Source organism: Intrasporangium zincisolvens, assembly GCF_034724055.1.
GTDB classification, from domain to species: Bacteria; Actinomycetota; Actinomycetes; order Actinomycetales; family Dermatophilaceae; genus Monashia; species Monashia zincisolvens.
Window position 1 is genome coordinate 74556 of the sequence record NZ_JAWIIL010000006.1, and the last position, 17784, is coordinate 92339.

At 72.7% G+C, this 17784-nt stretch carries 18 protein-coding genes; 10 read left to right on the top strand and 8 right to left on the bottom strand.

Translation table 11 applies throughout. The features are described from left to right. The first annotated feature begins 3 nt into the window (after positions 1-3). On the top strand, positions 4-774 hold the full coding sequence (locus RY076_RS16340; protein WP_323099962.1) for a HipA family kinase: 771 nt from the start codon (positions 4-6) through the stop codon (positions 772-774). Beyond that, positions 771-1148, top strand: a complete 378-nt coding sequence (locus RY076_RS16345) for a DUF3037 domain-containing protein (RefSeq protein WP_323099964.1) — start codon at positions 771-773, stop codon at positions 1146-1148. The genes RY076_RS16340 and RY076_RS16345 overlap by 4 nt, the downstream gene beginning before the upstream one ends. An 18-nt stretch (positions 1149-1166) precedes the next feature. On the opposite strand, the gene RY076_RS16350 is transcribed toward RY076_RS16345, so the two are convergent. The 5 genes from RY076_RS16350 to RY076_RS16370 form a co-directional block, all read right to left on the bottom strand. Beyond that, positions 1167-1985 (bottom strand): TrmH family RNA methyltransferase, encoded by an 819-nt coding sequence (locus RY076_RS16350; protein WP_323099966.1) that lies wholly within the window; start codon positions 1983-1985, stop codon positions 1167-1169. Positions 1986-1999: 14 nt separating this feature from the next. Then, on the bottom strand, positions 2000-2779 hold the full coding sequence (locus RY076_RS16355) for a sulfite exporter TauE/SafE family protein (protein WP_323099968.1): 780 nt from the start codon (positions 2777-2779) through the stop codon (positions 2000-2002). A gap of 82 nt (positions 2780-2861) precedes the next feature. Further along, a complete protein-coding gene (locus RY076_RS16360; RefSeq protein ID WP_323099969.1) occupies positions 2862-4100 on the bottom strand; it encodes an SPFH domain-containing protein in 1239 nt (412 codons plus the stop codon). Positions 4101-4179: 79 nt separating this feature from the next. After that, positions 4180-4638 (bottom strand): NfeD family protein, encoded by a 459-nt coding sequence (locus RY076_RS16365; RefSeq protein WP_323099971.1) that lies wholly within the window; start codon positions 4636-4638, stop codon positions 4180-4182. Positions 4639-4785: 147 nt separating this feature from the next. Continuing rightward, the gene (locus RY076_RS16370) at positions 4786-5571 is read right to left on the bottom strand and encodes an ABC transporter ATP-binding protein (RefSeq protein ID WP_323099972.1); all 786 of its coding nucleotides are present in this window, start codon (positions 5569-5571) and stop codon (positions 4786-4788) included. Positions 5572-5659: 88 nt separating this feature from the next. Here RY076_RS16370 and RY076_RS16375 point away from each other — a divergent pair, with 88 nt between their 5' ends. Next, entirely contained in the window at positions 5660-6424 is a 765-nt protein-coding gene (locus RY076_RS16375) for a hypothetical protein (RefSeq protein ID WP_323099973.1), read from the top strand. A gap of 11 nt (positions 6425-6435) precedes the next feature. Here RY076_RS16375 and RY076_RS16380 read toward each other — a convergent pair whose 3' ends face one another. Further along, on the bottom strand, positions 6436-6837 hold the full coding sequence (locus tag RY076_RS16380; RefSeq protein WP_323099974.1) for a pilus assembly protein CpaE: 402 nt from the start codon (positions 6835-6837) through the stop codon (positions 6436-6438). Between the two features lie 52 nt (positions 6838-6889). On the opposite strand from RY076_RS16380, the gene RY076_RS16385 reads away from it, so the two are divergent. Beyond that, positions 6890-7621, top strand: a complete 732-nt coding sequence (locus RY076_RS16385) for a PIG-L deacetylase family protein (protein WP_323099976.1) — start codon at positions 6890-6892, stop codon at positions 7619-7621. 12 nt (positions 7622-7633) lie between these two features. On the opposite strand, the gene RY076_RS16390 is transcribed toward RY076_RS16385, so the two are convergent. Both RY076_RS16390 and glgA read right to left on the bottom strand, forming a co-directional pair. Then, positions 7634-8551, bottom strand: coding sequence for a hypothetical protein (locus RY076_RS16390; RefSeq protein WP_323099977.1), 918 nt, complete (start codon positions 8549-8551; stop codon positions 7634-7636). Next, positions 8551-9753: a glycogen synthase gene (gene glgA, locus RY076_RS16395; protein WP_323099979.1), complete on the bottom strand. Its 1203-nt coding sequence runs from the start codon at positions 9751-9753 to the stop codon at positions 8551-8553. The genes RY076_RS16390 and glgA overlap by 1 nt, the downstream gene beginning before the upstream one ends. Before the next feature lie 90 nt (positions 9754-9843). On the opposite strand from glgA, the gene glgC reads away from it, so the two are divergent. The 6 genes from glgC (at position 9844) to cphA (ending at position 17738) form a co-directional block, all read left to right on the top strand. Beyond that, on the top strand, positions 9844-11103 hold the full coding sequence (gene glgC / locus RY076_RS16400; protein ID WP_323099980.1) for a glucose-1-phosphate adenylyltransferase: 1260 nt from the start codon (positions 9844-9846) through the stop codon (positions 11101-11103). A gap of 11 nt (positions 11104-11114) precedes the next feature. Beyond that, positions 11115-11561 (top strand): GNAT family N-acetyltransferase, encoded by a 447-nt coding sequence (locus tag RY076_RS16405; RefSeq protein ID WP_323099981.1) that lies wholly within the window; start codon positions 11115-11117, stop codon positions 11559-11561. A 110-nt stretch (positions 11562-11671) separates the two neighbouring features. Continuing rightward, the gene (locus tag RY076_RS16410) at positions 11672-12526 is read left to right on the top strand and encodes an LLM class F420-dependent oxidoreductase (RefSeq protein ID WP_323099983.1); all 855 of its coding nucleotides are present in this window, start codon (positions 11672-11674) and stop codon (positions 12524-12526) included. 69 nt (positions 12527-12595) lie between these two features. Beyond that, complete coding sequence (gene serB / locus RY076_RS16415; protein ID WP_323099984.1) at positions 12596-13849, top strand: phosphoserine phosphatase SerB; 1254 nt, start codon at positions 12596-12598, stop codon at positions 13847-13849. 9 nt (positions 13850-13858) lie between these two features. Further along, complete coding sequence (locus RY076_RS16420) at positions 13859-14785, top strand: cyanophycinase (RefSeq protein WP_323099985.1); 927 nt, start codon at positions 13859-13861, stop codon at positions 14783-14785. A gap of 37 nt (positions 14786-14822) precedes the next feature. Then, entirely contained in the window at positions 14823-17738 is a 2916-nt protein-coding gene (gene cphA / locus RY076_RS16425) for a cyanophycin synthetase (protein WP_323099986.1), read from the top strand. Positions 17739-17784 lie beyond the last annotated feature (46 nt).

Below are 17784 nucleotides of genomic sequence, written 5' to 3' on the forward strand. Positions count from 1 at the left end.
CCCGTGCTCCCCCAGCTCACCGCGACCCGCTACGTCACGCCGCTCAAGGAAGGCGGGTCGCTGCCGGGGATCGTCGAGGCCGACGACGACGGCACCTACGTGCTGAAGTTCCGCGGTGCCGGCCAGGGGCTCAAGGTTCTCGTCGCCGAGGTGGTCGTCGCCGGCCTCGCACGCCTCGTCGACGTACCCGTCCCCGACCTCGCCGTCCTGACCCTCGACCCGCGGATCGCGCGGTACGAGGCCGACGAGGAGGTCCAGGACCTGCTCACCGCGTCGGTCGGCACCAACCTCGGCGTCGACTTCCTGCCCGGCTCGCTCGGCTACGACGGGTCGCTCCCGCCGGGCGCCGACCTCGCCGAGCGCATCCTCTGGCTCGACGCCCTGACCGCCAACGTCGACCGCACGTGGTCCAACCCCAACCTGCTGGTCTGGCACGGCCGCACGTGGGCCATCGACCACGGCGCCGCCCTCTACTTCCACCACTCGTGGCCGGGACGCGCGCCCGACCCCGACCGCTTCGCGGCCCAGCCGTTCGACGCGTCGCGCCACGTGCTGCGCGAGGTCGCCGGTGACGTCGACGCCCGCCACGACGAGCTCGCCGCCCGTGTCACCCCCGACGCAGTGGCGTCGGTGCTCGCCGACGTGCCGGACGAGTGGCTCGAGGACACCCCGTTCCTCACCGGCCCGGCGCAGGTGCGTGACGCCTACGCGCGGATGCTCACGGCCCGCCTCGCCAACCCGGGCGCCTGGCTACCGGCGGAGGCGGCCGCGTGAACGCCTACCAGTACGTCCTGCTGCGCCTCGTGCCCCGCGTCGACCGCGAGGAGTTCATCAACGTCGGCGTCGTGCTCTACAGCCAGGACGCCGACTTCCTCGACGCCGCGTGGCAGGTCGACGAGGCGCGCGCCGCCGCGCTGTGCCCGACGTGCGACCTCGACGGCGTGCGCGCCATGCTCGAGCAGGTGCGCGCGGTGTGCCGGGGCGAGTCCGGCCGGGGTCGTCCCGTCCTCGACAAGCTCGGCCAGCGCTTCGGCTGGATCATCGCCCCGCGCTCGACCGTGGTGCAGCCCGGCCCCGTCCACGGCGGGCTGTGCCACGACCCCGCGGTCGAGCTCGACAGGCTCATGACGCGTCTCGTGCGCGCCTGAGCCGCAGCGGGTTCCGCGTCAGGCCGTGGGTCGCGGCCGCAACGCCCACATCGCCACGGCGCTCGCCGCCGCGACGTTGAGCGAGTCGACGCCGCCGGCCATCGGGATGCGCAGCGTGAGGTCCGCGTCGGCCACGGTGCGGTGCGACAGCCCGTCGCCCTCGGTGCCGACGACGAGGGCGAGCCGTGCGGGCGGCTCGGTCTCGAGGTCGTCGAGCGAGACGGAGTCGTCGGACAGCGCCATGGCCGCGACCGTCAGGCCCGCCTCGTGCAGCAGCCCGATCCCCTGCGGCCACTGCTCGATGCGGGTCCACGGCACCTGGAAGACCGTGCCCATCGAGACGCGGATCGACCTGCGGTACAAGGGGTCCGCGCAGCGCGGGGTGACGAGCACCGCGTCGACCCCGAGTGCGGCGGCGCTGCGGAAGATCGCCCCGACGTTGGTGTGGTCCACGACGTCCTCGAGGACGATGACGCGCCGGGCCTCGGCGATGAGCGACTCGACGGACGGCAGTGCCGGGCGCTGCATGGCGGCCAGCGCCCCACGGTGCAGGTGGAACCCGGTGAGCTGCTCGATGACGTCGTGCTCGGCGAAGTACACCGGGACGCCCTCGGCCTCGGCGTCGGCCACGATGTCGGCGAGGTCGTCGAGCCACCGCCGCGCCATGAGGTAGGACCTCGGCCGGTGCCCGGCCCGCAGCGCCCGCCGGATCACCTTCTGGCTCTCGGCGATGTAGAGGCCCTTCTCGGGCTCGTGCCGGCGTCGCAGCACGACGTCGGTGAGGGACACGTAGTCGGCCAGGCGCGGGTCGGCAGGGTCGGAGATCTCGATCGGCACGGGAGCAGGCTAGGTCACGTGAACCAGAGGAGCCGAACCACGGCCACCACGCCGATCACGACGATCACGGCCCGCAGTGCGTTCGGTGGGATGCGCCGGCCGATGCGCGCCCCGATGATGCCGCCGACGAAGGAGCCGGCCGCGATGAGCAGCACGATGAGCCAGTCGATGTGCTCGCGCGCGAAGAGGACGAAGACGACGGCCGCGACGAGGTTGACGATGAGGGCCAGCACGTTCTTGTAGCCGTTGAGCCGCTGGAGCGGCTCGCTGCTGAGCACGCTGAACAGCCCCATGAGCAGGACGCCCTGGGCGGCCCCGAAGTAGCCGCCGTACATGCCGGCCACGAAGACGCCGACCGCCATCGCCGGAGCGTGCCAGCGCGGGTCCCGCCCGCCGACGATGCCCTCCTCGGCAGCGGCCCGGCGCCGCTGCAGGGCCGGGCCGGCGAGGACGAGCGCGACGGCGATGACGATGAGCACCGGGACGATGGCCTTAAAGGCCTCGGGAGGCAGCACGAGCAGCAGCCCAGCGCCGGCGATCGACCCCAGGAAGGACAGCGGCATGAGGCGCCGGAGCGTCGGTCCCGCCCCGTGCAGCTCGTGCCGATAGCCCCAGGACCCGGTGATGCCGCCGGCGACGAGGCCGATGTTGTTCGACACGTTGGCCACGAGCGGGTTGACGCCGAAGAACAGCAGCGTCGGGAACGTCAGCAGCGTGCCCGACCCGACGATCGTGTTGATGATGCCGGCACCGGTCCCGGCCAACGCGACGATGACGGCAGACCAGAACGACACCCGGCCACCCTAGCGAGGGTGACCGGGTGTCGGCCGTCGCGTCCACGAGGGACGCGACGCAGGACGCGGACGCGCGGACGCGTCAGTGCTGGGCGGGCGGCTCCTGGCCGGGCTGCTCCGGCACGTCGCCCGAGGCCTGGGGCGGAGCGGCGGGCGGCGTCTGCGACGGAGCCGCTGAAGGAGCCTGTGCCGGAGCCTGTGTCGGAGCCTGTGTCGGAGCCTGTGACGGCGCGGCCGGCGCGGCCGGCGGCGGCGGGACGTCGCTCGCGGGGTGGATCGGCGGCTGCTGACGCGCGACCGGTGCGGCGTGCTCGGTCGACTCGGCGCTCGCCTGCGCGGCCTGGCCGCGGGCCTCCGCGAGAGCCTTGGCCGGGTCCTCGAGGACGGTCGCGAGGAAGGCGTCGTCCACCTCGGGCTCGACCCAGCCCTCATCGTCGCCCCCCTCGGGACCCGCGTTGCCGCCGAGGGCGTTCGAGATGCCCTTGAGCGCGTCGGTGACCTCCGACGGGATGATCCACATCTTGTTCGCGTCGCCGCGGGCGATCTGGGGCAGGACCTGCAGGTACTGGTAGGCCAGGAGGCGCTGGGTCGGCTTGCCGCGGTGGATGGCCGCGAAGACCTGCTGGATGGCGCGGGCCTGGCCCTGCGCCTCGAGGATGCGGGCCTGGGCCGAGCCCTCGGCGCGCAGGATCTGGCTCTGCTTCTCACCCTCGGCGGTGAGGATCGCCGACTGCTTGACGCCCTCGGCGGTCAGGATCGCTGCGCGGCGGTCGCGCTCGGCGCGCATCTGCTTCTCCATCGAGTCCTGCACCGAGTGCGGCGGGTCGATGGCCTTGAGCTCGACGCGGTTGACGCGGATGCCCCACTTGCCGGTGGCCTCGTCGAGGACGCCGCGCAGCTGGCCGTTGATCTGGTCGCGGCTCGTGAGCGTCTGCTCGAGGTCGAGCGAGCCGATGACGTTGCGCAGCGTGGTGACCGTGAGCTGCTCGATGCCCTGGATGAAGTTGGCGATCTCGTAGACCGCGGCCTTGGCGTCGATGACCGAGTAGTAGATGACGGTGTCGATGCTGACGACGAGGTTGTCCGACGTGATGACCGGCTGCGGGGGGAACGACACGACCTGCTCACGGAGGTCGATGTTGGCGCGCACCTTGTCGACGAACGGCACGAGGAAGTGGATGCCGGCGGTGAGCGTCTTGTTGTAGCTGCCGACGCGCTCGACGATCTGCGCGGTCTGCTGAGGCACGATCCGGACCGTGCGCAGCACGATGACGGCTGCCACGACCACGATGAGGATCGGGATGATGTATACCGGGTCCACGACCTTCTCCTTGTCTGGCCACGCGCCCCCGAGGACGCGTGGTCGGTCGCCCGGACCGGTCGGCCCGGGCGTCGAACGCTCAGCCGCCGACGATGTGCGCGCGGCTGACGATGACGGTGGCGCCGTCGATGGAGTCGACGACGACCTCTTCACCCGGCTCGATGCTGTCCCCGAGCGTGCGTGCCGACCACTCCTCGCCCGCGAGCTTGACCCGGCCACCGGCCGGGGTCACGTGGTCGAGGACGACGGCGGAGCGGCCGACGTTGGCGGCGGCGCCCATGATCTGTGTCGGGGCGCGGGAGTTGAGGCGGTTCTTGAGCCAGGGGCGCACGATGGCGAGCAGCGCGACGGCCACGAGGGCCGCGACAATGGCCTGGACGGCCGGCGGCGCACCGAGGGCCGCGGCGACCGAGCCGCCGACCGCGCCACCGGCGAGCATGAGGAACGTGAAGTCGACGGTGGCCGTCTCGATGGCGACGAGCACGAGCGCCACCCCCAGCCAGACCATCCACGCGTAGCCCTCGGACACGCCGTCCACCCCGTCTCGTCGAGCCGGCACCGTGAGGTCACCGACGTCTCGTGCGTCACTCCTGTGACGTTCACAAGTCTGCCTCAGTTCCCTCCGGGTACGAACGTCCGCGCCCGGTCGCGACCGGAGCGTTACCGGGCGAGCGCGGCAGGGCCCTCAGGCGCGCGCGCGAGCCGACCAGCGGTCGCCGTGCTGCTCGAGGACGAGCGGCAGCCCGAACGTCTCGGAGAGGTTCTCCTCGGTGAGCGTCAGCTGGATCGGGCCGGCGGCCACGACCCGGCCGTCGCGGAGCATGAGCACGTCGGTGAACGACGGCGGGATCTCCTCGACGTGGTGGGTCACGAGCACGAGCGCGGGTGCCTCGGTGTCGGCGGCGAGGTCGCCGAGGCGGCGTACGAGGTCCTCACGACCGCCGAGGTCGAGACCGGCGGCCGGCTCGTCGAGGAGCATCAGCTCGGGGTCGGTCATGAGCGCGCGCGCGATCTGCACGCGCTTGCGCTCGCCCTCGCTCAGGGTGCCGTAGCGCCGGTCGGCCAGGTGGTCGGCGCCGAGCGCCTTGAGCAGCTCCATGGCCCGCACGTAGTCGACGGTGTCGTAGGTCTCGCGCCAGCGGCCGATGATGCCGTACGACGCGGTGACGACGACGTTGCCGACGAGCTCGTCGCCGGGGATCCGCTCTGCCATCGAGGCGCTCGCCAGGCCGATGCGGGGCCGCAGCTCGAAGACGTCGACCGCGCCGAGCACCTCGCCGAGCACGCCGGCGACGCCGACGGTCGGGTGCATCCGCGCGGCGGCGATCTGCAGGAGCGTCGTCTTGCCGGCGCCGTTGGGGCCGAGCACGACCCAGCGCTCACCCTCCTCGACCTCCCACGAGACGTCGTCGAGCAGCGTCGTGGGTCCACGTCGGACGCTGACACCGGCGAGGGCGAGGACGTCGCTCATGGCTCGACCCTATGGCACGGGCCCGCGTCGCCCGGACGCACCACCCTGGCCGCATCGGGGCGGTCTGGGGCCGCCCTACGATGACGGGGTGTCCGAGCTGCCCGCGTCCGTGCGCCTCGCGCTCTGGGTCACGGCCTCGTGGCGCGGCGACGTCACGACGACCGAGGCACTGCAGCGCTCCTTCCCCGACCTCGACCACGTGGCCGGCGACCTGCGCAGGATCGACGTGTGGCACGACCTCGGCGAGCGCGCCCTCTTCGTCGCCCTCCCCCGACCGGGCGACCTCAGCCGGATGCCGAAGGGATCCCCCGCCGCGGCCGCGCACGCCGCGGAGTCGGGCGAGTGCGTCTTCGTGGCCGGCATCGGTGGGGTCCTCGTGCCCACGCTCTCGGAGTTCGGCCCGGACGGCGACATCGGCTACCGCGCGGACTGGACCGCGTACGAGGCCGACCCGATCCCACGGCACCGGCTCGAGATGCTCGACCTGCGCGAGATCGAGCGCAGTCTCCTCCAGTCGTTGCGGGCGCACACCGACCGCTTCGAGGCCGTAGGCGGCCACCCGTGGGGGCCCGAGGCCAGGGCGGAGGCGGAGTCCGACCTCGACGCGTCGATGTGGGGCGTCCCGGACGGCACGCCCGGCCGGGCGCTGCGTCTCATGTCGCTCGCCTCGAGCGTGTCGCGGCTCGCGCACCGGACGGCCGGGCTGACCGGGCTCGGCAGCTCGGGCGTCGACGCCGGCACGACGACGACCCGGGAGCTGCTCCTGCGCGACCTCGCCGCCGACGCCGACACGGCGCTCGCCGACGCGACGAACGTGGCCGTCATGTCCGTCGCCGGGTGGCGGCCCGCCTGAGGCGAGAGTCCTCAGCCGGCCAGATGTTCGAGCAACGCTCTGGCGTAGGCGCGTTCGGCGTCGATGTCGACGTGACGCTCCTGCCCGCCCGACGCGTCGCGGACGACGACGGCGAAGCCGCCCTCGAGGCGCTCGAGCGCGACGAAGGCCTCGCCGAGCAGGTCGCGCAGCTGCTCCTCGCGGGGCAGCCACACCACCTTGTCCTGCTCGACGCTGTCGAGGGCCCACTCGGTCGTGCCGTTGAAGCCGATGACGTCGCCGGTGGCGAAGTGGTGGACGTCGACGGTGAGGTCGCTGATGACGAAGACCTCCTCCTCCATGCCGTCGACCGGGACGACGAAGCGGTCGCCCGAGCGCGGTTCCCAGGACAGCCCGGCCACCGAGAGCCGGCGTGCGAGGTCGAGGGTGAGCATGCCCCATCCTCACATCCCCCGCGGGCGCCGCCAAGGTCCCTAGATTGGGCTCATGACGACGCCGCCCGAGCTGACCCCCCTCGACGAGTCCGCCTTCGACACCGTGCTCTGCGTCGTGGCCCACCCGGACGACCTCGAGTACGGCACGGCCGCAGCGGTCGACAAGTGGGTGCGGGCCGGCAAGACCGTGACGTACCTGCTCGTGACGCGCGGCGAGGCCGGCATCGACACGATGCCCCCGGACGAGGCCGGGCCGCTGCGCGAGCGCGAGGAGCGCGACGGCGCCGCCCACGTCGGGGTCGAGGTCGTCGAGTTCCTCGACGGCTTCACCGACGGCGCGGTCGAGTACGGTCTGCCGCTGCGCCGGGCCATCGCCCGAGAGATCCGCATCCGGCGCCCCGACCTCGTCGTCGCCCAGACCTACGCCGACCGCTTCCCCGGCGGCTGGAGCAACCAGGCCGACCACCGCGCCGTCGGCCTCGCCACGCTCGACGCCAAGGCCGACGCCGGCAACCGGTGGATCTTCCGCGAGCTGGTGCAGGAGGGCCACGAGCCCTGGAGTGCCAAGCAGGTGCTCGTCATCGGCGACCCCGAGCCGACCCACTGGGTCGACGTGTCGGGTCACTTCGAGGCGGCCGTGGCCTCGCTCTCGGCACACGACGAGTACTTGTCGGCCCTCGGACGCGACTACCCGGCCCCGCGCGACCTGCTCGGCATGATCCTCGGCGGCCCCTCCGAGCACCTCGGCGTCGAGCACGCCGTGGTGGGCCGCCTCTTCGGCTGACCCGACCCGGCGTCACCGGGGCACGACACGCTCCAGGAGCGCTCGTGCCGAAGCAGCACGCCGGTCCGCCGACGCGTCGGAGGAGGCGAGGGCACCCAGCCTGAGCGTGCCGGCGCGAGCCACCACGAACCGCGTTGCCTCGTAAGGCAGCCCGGCCAGGATGCCGGTCGCCAGGTCGACCGCGGTGCGTGGTCCGCCGGCGTGGCCGGACACCACGAGGTCGAGAGCGAGCAGGGCGCTGTCGGTCCACACGGCGCCCCGGGAAGCCGAGGCCCAGCCGACCAGCCGGACGTCGTCACCGCGGCCGACGAGGTTCTCGCAGCAGGGGTCGAGGTGCACGAGCCGGTCGCCGGCGGACCACCGGCGCCACCCGTCCGACATCGCCACGAGCGCCGGCAGCATCGCGCGGTCTGCATCGTCGAGCCGGTGGGCAGCCCCGGACGCCAAGGTCGCCCACGCGTCGAGGTCGTGGAGGTGGTCCTCTGCGACGGGCAGCCCGGCCGGCGCGACGTGGCCTGACGTCACCTCGAAGACGTCCCGAGCGGCGGCGATCCCCTGCGACCGCCACGGCGGTCCGAGGTCGTCGTGCGGGAGGGCCTCGCGAGCGAGGGCGACCCAGTCGTCGCGCCGGGCATGGGCCATCAGGCGCGCGTGCGGCACCGACTCCGGTAGCCGGCGCAGCACGTCGACCTCGCGCTCGAGCCGGTCGGCCGGTCGCGGATCCATCGACGCCGCAACGGCTTCGGCGTGGACGCGTCGGCCGTCGTCGAGGTCGAGGAGGGCGGCCACCGGGCCAGGCGCTGTGCCGGCGGCTTCCGCGCGAACGTCCTCGTGGGCCACGACGCCCGCGCCCAGCGACCGCTCGATGGCGCGGACGAGGGTGCGCGGCACGTCGGCCCAGCCGGGCCGTGTGGTGGAACCCGGGGGCATCAGCGCCCGAGCACCTGCCGGTACACCTCGAGCGTGCGGTCGCCGATGGAGGCCCACGAGAAGGACTCGACGGCACGCACGCGCCCGGCCCGCCCACGCGCACGGGCCCGCTCGACGTCGGACACGGCGTCGGTGAGCGTCGCCGCGAGGTCGGCGACGAAGCGGTCGGGGTCGACCGGTGTGCCGGTGCCGTCCTGCACCTGGTCGATCGGCACGAGCCAGCCGGTCTCGCCGTCGACGACGACCTCCGGGATGCCACCGGTCGCCGTGGCGACGACGGCCAGCTCGCACGCCATGGCCTCGAGGTTGACGATGCCGAGCGGCTCGTACACCGACGGGCACACGAACACCGTGCCGTGGCTGAGGAGCGCGACGACCTCGGCGCGCGGCAGCATCTCGGCGATCCAGACGACTCCTTGCCGCCTGGCCTTGAGGTCGTTCATGAGCCCCTCGACCTCGGCCAGGATCTCCGGGGTGTCGGGCGCGCCGGCGCAGAGGACGAGCTGGACCTCCGGCGGCAGCTCGGCGCAGGCACGCAGCAGGTACGGCAGGCCCTTCTGCCGGGTGATGCGGCCGACGAACACGACCGAGGGCCGGTCGGGGTCGACACCGTGGCGCTGGACCGTCGCACGCGCCGCGTCGGAGCGGTCGGGCGTCCACTGCTGGGCGTCGATCCCGTTGTGCACCACGTGGACCCGCGCCGGGTCGAGCGACGGGTAGCTCTTGAGGATGTCCGCGCGCATGCCTGCACTGACGGCGACGACGCCGGCGGCGGCCTCGTACGCCGTGCGCTCGGCCCACGAGGACACGCGGTAGCCGCCACCGAGCTGCTCCGCCTTCCAGGGACGCATCGGCTCGAGGGAGTGCGCGGTGACGACGTGCGGCATGCCGCCGAGGAGCGAGGCGAGGTGGCCGCCCATGTTGGCGTACCACGTGTGCGAGTGGACGATGTCGGCCCCGACGCAGTCGCCGGCCATGCCGAGGTCGACGCCGAGCGTCTGCAGGGCCGCGTTCGCCGACGCCAGCTCGGGCAGGTCGGGATAGGCGGTCGTGCCGGGCTCGTCGCGCGGGGCGCCGAAGCAGCGGACCTGCACGTCGAGGTCGCCGCGGGCCCGCAGCGCCCGGACGAGCTCGGCGACGTGGACGCCGGCTCCCCCGTAGATCGCCGGCGGGTACTCCTTGCTGAGGATGTCGACGCGCACGTTCGCAGAGTAGTCCCGCCTCTCGGGACGGCAAGGGTTTGTTCGTGGCACAACCTGCCGGGTCCCCGGCCGCTGGCCTACTGTGGCGGCATGGCCCGACGAAGCCCTGCCGCAGGTCCGAAAGTGCTCGCGATCGTGCTCGCCGGAGGTGAGGGCAAGCGATTGATGCCGTTGACGGCGGACCGGGCCAAACCAGCCGTGCCGTTCGCCGGCATCTACCGCCTCATCGACCTCGCCCTGTCCAACGTCGTCAACTCCGGCTACCTGCAGGTCGTCGTCCTGACCCAGTACAAGTCGCACAGCCTCGACGCCCACGTGACGAAGACGTGGCGCATGTCGACGCTCCTCGGCAACTACGTCACGACGGTCCCCGCCCAGCAGCGCGTCGGCAAGAACTGGTACCTCGGCAGCGCGGACGCTATCTACCAGAGCCTCAACCTCATGCACGACGAGCGGCCCGACATCGTCGTCGTCGTCGGCGCCGACCACGTGTACCGCATGGACTTCAGCGAGATGGTCGAGCAGCACATCGAGTCGGGCGCCGCGTGCACCGTCGCCGCCATCCGCCAGCCGATCTCGCTCGCCGACCAGTTCGGTGTCATCGAGGTCGACGACGCCGACCCGAAGAAGATCGCCGCCTTCCTCGAGAAGCCGAAGGACCCGAAGGGCCTGCCCGACAACGAGCACGAGGTGCTCGCCTCGATGGGCAACTACGTCTTCACCGCCTCGGCGCTCGAAGAGGCCGTCACGGCCGACCACGACAACGACGCGAGCAACCACGACATGGGCGGCGACATCGTGCCCTACTTCGTCGGGCGCGGCGAGGCCGGCGTCTACGACTTCAAGGACAACGACGTCCCCGGCTCGACCGACCGCGACCGCGGCTACTGGCGCGACGTCGGCACCATCGAGTCGTACTACGACGCCCACATGGACCTCGTCTCGATCCACCCGGTCTTCAACCTCTACAACTACGAGTGGCCGATCTACACCCAGCACACGCCCTACCCGCCGGCGAAGTTCGTCCACGGCAGCGGCGACCGCATCGGCGAGGCGCTCAACTCGGCCGTCTCCCCCGGCGTCGTCGTCTCGGGCGCGCACGTCTACGCGTCGGTGCTCTCGCCGCTCGTGCACGTGCACTCCTACGCGAGCATCCAGGGCTCGGTCATCCTCGACGGCGTCGAGGTCGGGCGGCACGCGCAGATCCGCCGGGCCATCATCGACAAGAACGTCGTCATACCGGAGGGCTGCCAGATCGGCATCGACCACGAGCACGACCGCGCCCGAGGCTTCCACGTCACCGAGACCGGCATCGTCGTCGTCGGCAAGGGGCAGGTCGTCACCCGTTGACGGTCCGGATCGTGCTGGCCTCCCCCGCTCACCTCCTCGAGGTGGGCGGGCTGCGCTGGGACGACGCCACCGGGGCGGGCGCCGAGACCGGCACGACCCGGCAGGCCTTCGCCGAGTGGTTCCGCGACTGGTCCGAGGCGCACTCGGCAAGCCACCACGGCCTCGTCGGGGTCGACGCCGTGGACGGCGCGGTCCTCGCCTTCGGCTTCCTCGCCGTGACTCCCCGCGTACCGACGGCCGAACGGCATCGGCGGACCTGCGCCGACGTGCAGTCGGTGTGGGTGGCGCCGGACCGCCGTGGGGACGGCGTCGGGGGCCGGCTCGTCACGGCCCTGCTCGACCTCGCCCACGAGCTCGGCGTCGAGCACGTGACCGTCCACTCGAGCCCCCGCGCGGTGGCGCTCTACGAGCGCGTCGGGTTCGTCCACGACCGCGAGCTGCTCAACCACGTGCTCTGAGGCCCTGAGGTGCCCGGTGCGAGGATGGGGCCGCGCCCGCGGGCACCTGCCTGCCCTCGCCACCAGCCGGTCGCCACCCATCGCCACCCGTCGTCGTCCACGGAGGACCCATGAGCGCCCAGCCCGACGTGAGCACGCCCCGCAGCGCCGCCGACCCGCGCCCGGCACGCGTCGGCATCCAGATCCCGCCGCAGCACGCGACGTGGGAGCAGATCCGCCGCACAGCAGCGACGCTCGAGGAGATGGGCGTCGACATCCTCCTCAGCTGGGACCACTTCTTCCCGCTCAGCGGCGACCGAGGCGGAATGCACTTCGAGTGCTGGACGATGCTCGGCGCCTGGGCGGTCTCGACCGAGCGCGTCGAGATCGGCGCCCTCGTCACGTGCAACAGCTACCGCAACCCGAACCTGCTGGCCGACATGGCGCGGACCGTCGACCACATGAGCGACGGTCGTCTCGTGCTCGGCATCGGGTCGGGCTGGGCCCAGCTCGACTACGACGAGTACGGCTACGAGTTCGGCTCGGCCGGAAGCCGACTCGACGACCTCGCTCGCGACCTGCCGGTCATCCGGGACCGCTGGACCCGCCTCAACCCGCCGCCCACCCGCGACATCCCGATCCTCATCGGGGGCGGTGGTGAGAAGAAGACGCTGCGCATCGTGGCCGAGCACGCCGACATCTGGCACGGCTTCGGCGACGCCGACGCGATCGCCCACAAGCACCGTGTGCTCGACGCGTGGTGCGCGCGGCGTGGGCGCGACCCGCTCGAGATCGAGCGCTCGGCCGGCGTCGCGTTCGTTCCCGGGCGCAACCCCGACCAACGGGCCGACTACGCCGGCAACGCGGCGCGGCTCCATGCCGTCGGCACGCGCCTGTTCACCGCGAGCGTGGCGGCCGCCGACCCCGACCTCGGACGCGTCCGCGACCTGCTGCAGTGGCGTGACGAGGTCAACGCGGACCGGTGAGCCCGCAGGTGCGGGCCGCATGCCGGAAGGCGCCGACCCGCCGGCGGCACCGCTCGTTAGCCTGACGACGTGACCGACGCGAGCATCCCCGATGCCATCCCCCCGACCGGCGCCACCCTCAGCGTGACGGTGACCGGCCAGGACCGCCCCGGTGTCACCGGTGGGCTGCTCAGCGCCCTCTCCGGCGTCGGTGCCGAGCTGCTCGACATCCAGCAGGTCGCGGTGCAGGGCCACCTGACCCTGACGATCCTGCTGCGCGCGGGCGACCACGCGGACCCGCTGCGCGACGCCGCGGCCGTCGCGGCGCACCGTCTCGGGCTGACGCTCTCGGTCGTCGAGGGCTCCGGCGACAACCCCCGCTCCCGCCAGGGCCGCGCGGCCGTCGTCGTCCTCGGTGCCCCGCTGCGCGCCGAGGACGTGTCGCTCGTGACGACCCACATCGCCGCGCACGGCGCGAACATCGACCGCATCCGACGCCTGTCGCGCTACCCGGTGACGACCGTCGAGTTCGACATCTCCGGCGCCGATGTGCCCTCGCTGCGCACCGAGCTGACCCTCGTGGCTGCGAGCGAGGGCATCGACGTCGCCGTCGCACCCGGTGGCCTGGCCCGTCGCGGGCGGCGCCTCGTGGTCCTCGACGTCGACTCGACGCTCATCCAGCAGGAGGTCATCGAGCTGCTCGCCTCGCACTGCGGCCGTGAGGCCGAGGTGGCCGAGGTGACGGCCCGCGCCATGGCGGGCGAGCTGGACTTCGAGGAGTCGCTGCGGGCCCGGGTCGCCACGCTCGCGGGCCTGCCCGAGTCGGTCCTCGGCGAGGTGCGCGACTCGGTCGTGCTGACGCCGGGGGCGCGCACGCTCGTGCGCACCCTCAAGCGGCTCGGCTTCACCGTCGGGCTCGTCAGCGGCGGGTTCATCGAGATCGTCGGCGCGCTCGCCGACGAGCTGGGCATCGACCACGCCCGGGCCAACCGCCTCGAGATCGAGGACGGGGTCCTCACGGGGCGCGTCGTCGGCGAGGTCGTCGACCGCGCCGGCAAGGCGCGCGCGCTGCGCGAGTTCGCCGAGGCCGAAGGCCTGCCGCTGAGCCGCACCGTGGCCATCGGCGACGGCGCCAACGACCTCGACATGCTCGACATCGCGGGGCTCGGCGTCGCCTTCAACGCCAAACCCCTTGTGCGCGAACAGGCCCAGACCTCGGTCAACGTGCCCTACCTCGACTCCGTCCTCTACCTGCTCGGCATCTCGCGCGAGGAGATCGAGGACGCCGACCTCTCCGACGGCACGCCGACCCAGGCTCCGCCGGTGCCGCACGGCGGTCACTAGGCTGGGCCGATGCAGAGCATCCCGCCGCCCGACCCTGCCTCGCCTTCGGGGGGCGGCACACGCCGGACGCTGCTGGTCATCGGCGGCGCCGAGGACCGCCTCGGCCGTTCGGTGGTGCTCAAGCGTTTCGTCCGCCTCGCCGGTGGGCGTTCGTCGCGGATCGTCGTCATCCCCACGGCGTCGTCGTACGCCGACGAGGTGTCCGAGTCCTACCGCGACGCCTTCACCCGGCTGCGCGGCGGCGACGTGTCCGTCGTGCACCCGCAGACGCGTCGCGATGCCGGCTCGCCCGACATGGTGGCCGCGCTCGACGCTGCCACCGGTGTCTTCCTCACCGGCGGCAGCCAGGTCAAGCTCGCCCAGAACGTCGTCGGCACCCCCGTCGGCGACGCCGTCGTGCGCGCCTACGAGCGGGGCGCCGTCGTGGCGGGGACGTCGGCGGGCGCCTCGATCCTCAGCCGCTTCATGATCTCCCTCGGCGACGAAGGGCTCACGCCGCGTCAGCGCGCGAGCCAGATCTCGGCCGGCCTCGGGCTCGTCGAGGACGCCATCATCGACCAGCACTTCGACCAGCGCGGCCGGTACGGACGCCTCATGTCGATGGTGGCCGCCTCCCCCAACCTGCTCGGCATCGGCATCGACGAGAACACCGCCGCCGAGATCCGCGACGGGCGCCGGCTCACCGTGCTCGGGGCGGGCTCCATCTTCGTCGTCGACGCCCGCAACGCCATCACCGACGCGCCCGACGCCCGACGCGGGGCGCCCCTGCTCGTGTCGGGTGCGGTGGTGCACTCGCTGCCGACCGGCAGTACGTTCGACCTCGAGCACGTCGAGCTGACGGCGTTCGTCGAGCGGCACCCCGACATCGAGGGTGCCGTCGTGCCGGCCAAGGACCGCGCGGCACGCTCGACCCACGGCAGCTCCACCGTCCGCTGAGATCCCCGACTCTCCCCCGACCCCCAGGAGGAATGCGATGGCCGTCGAGGTCCCGACCCCCACCGGACCCGCCCGTCCCGACCTGACGATCCTCGAGACGCGGATCTACCGCGGGCCCAACGTCTGGTCCTACCAGCAGGCCGTCCATCTCGTCGTCGACCTCGGCAGCCTCGAGGAGTACCCGACGGTGTCCCTGCCGGGCTTCACCGAGCAGCTCATCGAGGCCGTGCCGGGCCTGGACAACCACTCGTGCTCGCGCGGCCGCAAGGGCGGTTTCATCGAGCGGCTCCACGAGGGCACCTGGCTCGGGCACGTCGCCGAGCACGTCGCGCTCCAGCTCCAGACGCTCGCGGGGCACGACTCCCGCCGGGGCAAGACCCGCGGCGTCAAGGGCCACCCGGGCCGCTACGACGTCGTCTACGCGTACACCGACGAGACCGTCGGTGTCGCCGCAGGCCGCCTCGCCGTCCGCCTCATCAACCACCTCGTGCAGGCCGAGGAGGGTTTCGACTTCGACACCGCCTTCCACGACTTCCTCCGGCAGGCCGAGCGCGTCGCCTTCGGGCCGAGCACCTCGGCCATCCTCGAGGAGGCGGCCTCGCGCGACATCCCGTTCATCCGACTCAACACCGGCTCGCTCGTCCAGCTCGGCCAGGGCGTGCACGCGCAGCGGATCCGCGCCACCATGACGTCGAAGACGGGCGCGCTCGCCGTCGACATCGCCGGCGACAAGGACCTCACGACCAAGCTGCTCGGCTCGGCCGGCCTGCCCGTGCCGAAGCAGGAGGCGGTCCGCACCCTGCGCGGCACGGTCGAGGCCGCCCGCCGCATCGGGTTCCCCGTCGTCGTCAAGCCGCTCGACGGCAACCACGGGCGCGGCGTGTGCCTCAACCTGATGAGCGACGAGGAGGTCGAGAAGGCCTACGAGATCGCCAAGGCCGAGTCTCGTCGCGGCACGATCATCGTCGAGTCGTTCGTCACCGGCCGCGACTACCGCTGCCTCATCGTCGGTGGCCGCATGCAGGCCATCGCCGAGCGCGTGCCGGCACACGTCGTCGGCGACGGCACGCACACGGTCGCCGAGCTCGTCGACACGACCAACGCCGACCCCCGCCGCGGCGTCGGTCACGAGAAGGTCCTGACGAAGATCCGCGTCGACGACAACGCGCTCGACGTCCTTGCGTCCCAAGGCCACTCGCTCGACTCCGTCCCGCCGGAGGGTGAGTTGGTCAAGCTCGCCCTCACCGGCAACATGTCGACCGGCGGCATCTCCATCGACCGCACCTTCGACGCGCACCCCGACAACGTCGAGATCGCCGAGGAGGCCGCGCGCATCGTCGGCCTGGACGTCGCCGGCATCGACTTCATCTGCCCGGACATCACCTACCCGGTGCGCGAGACCGGCGGCGCGATCTGCGAGGTCAACGCTGCGCCGGGCTTCCGGATGCACACCCACCCGACCGTCGGCGAGCCGCAGTTCATCGCCAAGCCGGTCGTCGACCTCCTCTTCCCGCCGGGCACGCCCTCGCGCGTGCCGATCGTCGCCGTCACCGGCACGAACGGCAAGACGACGACCTCGCGGATGATCGCCCACATCTTCAAGGGCCTGGGCCGCAAGGTCGGCATGACCTCGACCGACGGCGTCGTCATCGACGAGCGCCTCGTCATCAAGGCCGACGCGTCCGGCCCCCGGTCGGCGCGGATGGTGCTGCAGAACCCGCGCGTCGACTTCGCCGTCATGGAGGTCGCCCGGGGCGGCATCCTGCGCGAAGGCCTGGGCTACGACCGCAACGACATCGCGGTCGTCACCAACATCGCCCCCGACCACCTCGGCATGAAGGGCATCGACACCCTGCGTCAGCTCGCCGACGTCAAGGCGGTCATCGTCGAGGCCGTGCCGCGCGACGGGTTCGCCGTGCTCAACGCCGACGACCCGCACGTGCGCAACATGCGCCGCCGGTGCTCGGGCGGCATCGTCTGGTTCACGATGTCCGAGCCCGGCAGCGAAGTGCGCGAGCTCGTCGACGACCACTGCCGCCGGGGCGGTCGGGCCATCGTGCTCGAGCCGAGCGAGCGCGGCGAGATGATCGTCATCAAGCACGGACGCCGCAGCATGCAGCTCGCGTGGACCCACCTGCTGCCCTCGACGTTCGGGGGTGCGGCCCGCTTCAACGTCGCCAACGCCCTCGCCGCGGCCGGTGCGGCCTTCGCGGCCGGCGCCCCGCTGCACGACATCCGCCAGGGCCTGCGCACCTTCGCCACGACCTACTACCTGTCCCCCGGACGCCTCAACCTCGTGCAGGTGGGCAACGCCGACGTGTTCGTGGACTACTGCCACAACGCGGCGGGGATGAAGGAGCTCGGCACGTTCGTCGACCGGTACGCCGAGCAGAAGCGCGGTCAGGCCGACCTGTCCCGGGTCTCGCGCATCGGCATGATCGGTGCTGCGGGCGACCGACGGGACGACGACATCCGCGAGCTCGGCGAGGTCGCCGCGCACCACTTCGACGTCCTCGTCGTCCGTGAGGACGCCCGGCTGCGCGGCCGCCGCCCCGGCGAGGCCGCCCAGCTCGTCGCCGAGGGGGCGCGCAAGGCCATCGCCGACGGCGCGCGGTGCCGCCAGGTCGAGATCGTCCTCGACGAGCTCGAGGCCACCCGGCACGTGCTCGGGCGCACCAACCCCGGCGACGTCGTCGTCATGTGCGTCGACAACCACGCCCGGGTCGTCGCCGAGCTCGAGGAGCGCACCAAGTCGGCCCAGGCCGGCGCCCGTCTCGGTGCCCCGGGAGCGGCCACGAGCGACCCCGACCTCGACCCGAGCACGCTGACCGAGACCGCGGAGGCCGAGGGCACCGAGGCCGAGGAGGAGGCGCTCGGCGCGATCCCCGGCGAGGCGACGGGCGAGGCGTCCACCGGCAGCACCGTCGACCAGGCCGACGACACCGCCGTCTGACCGACCCCGCTCCGCTGGAACCGCGCCACGGCGCGGTTCCAGCCGG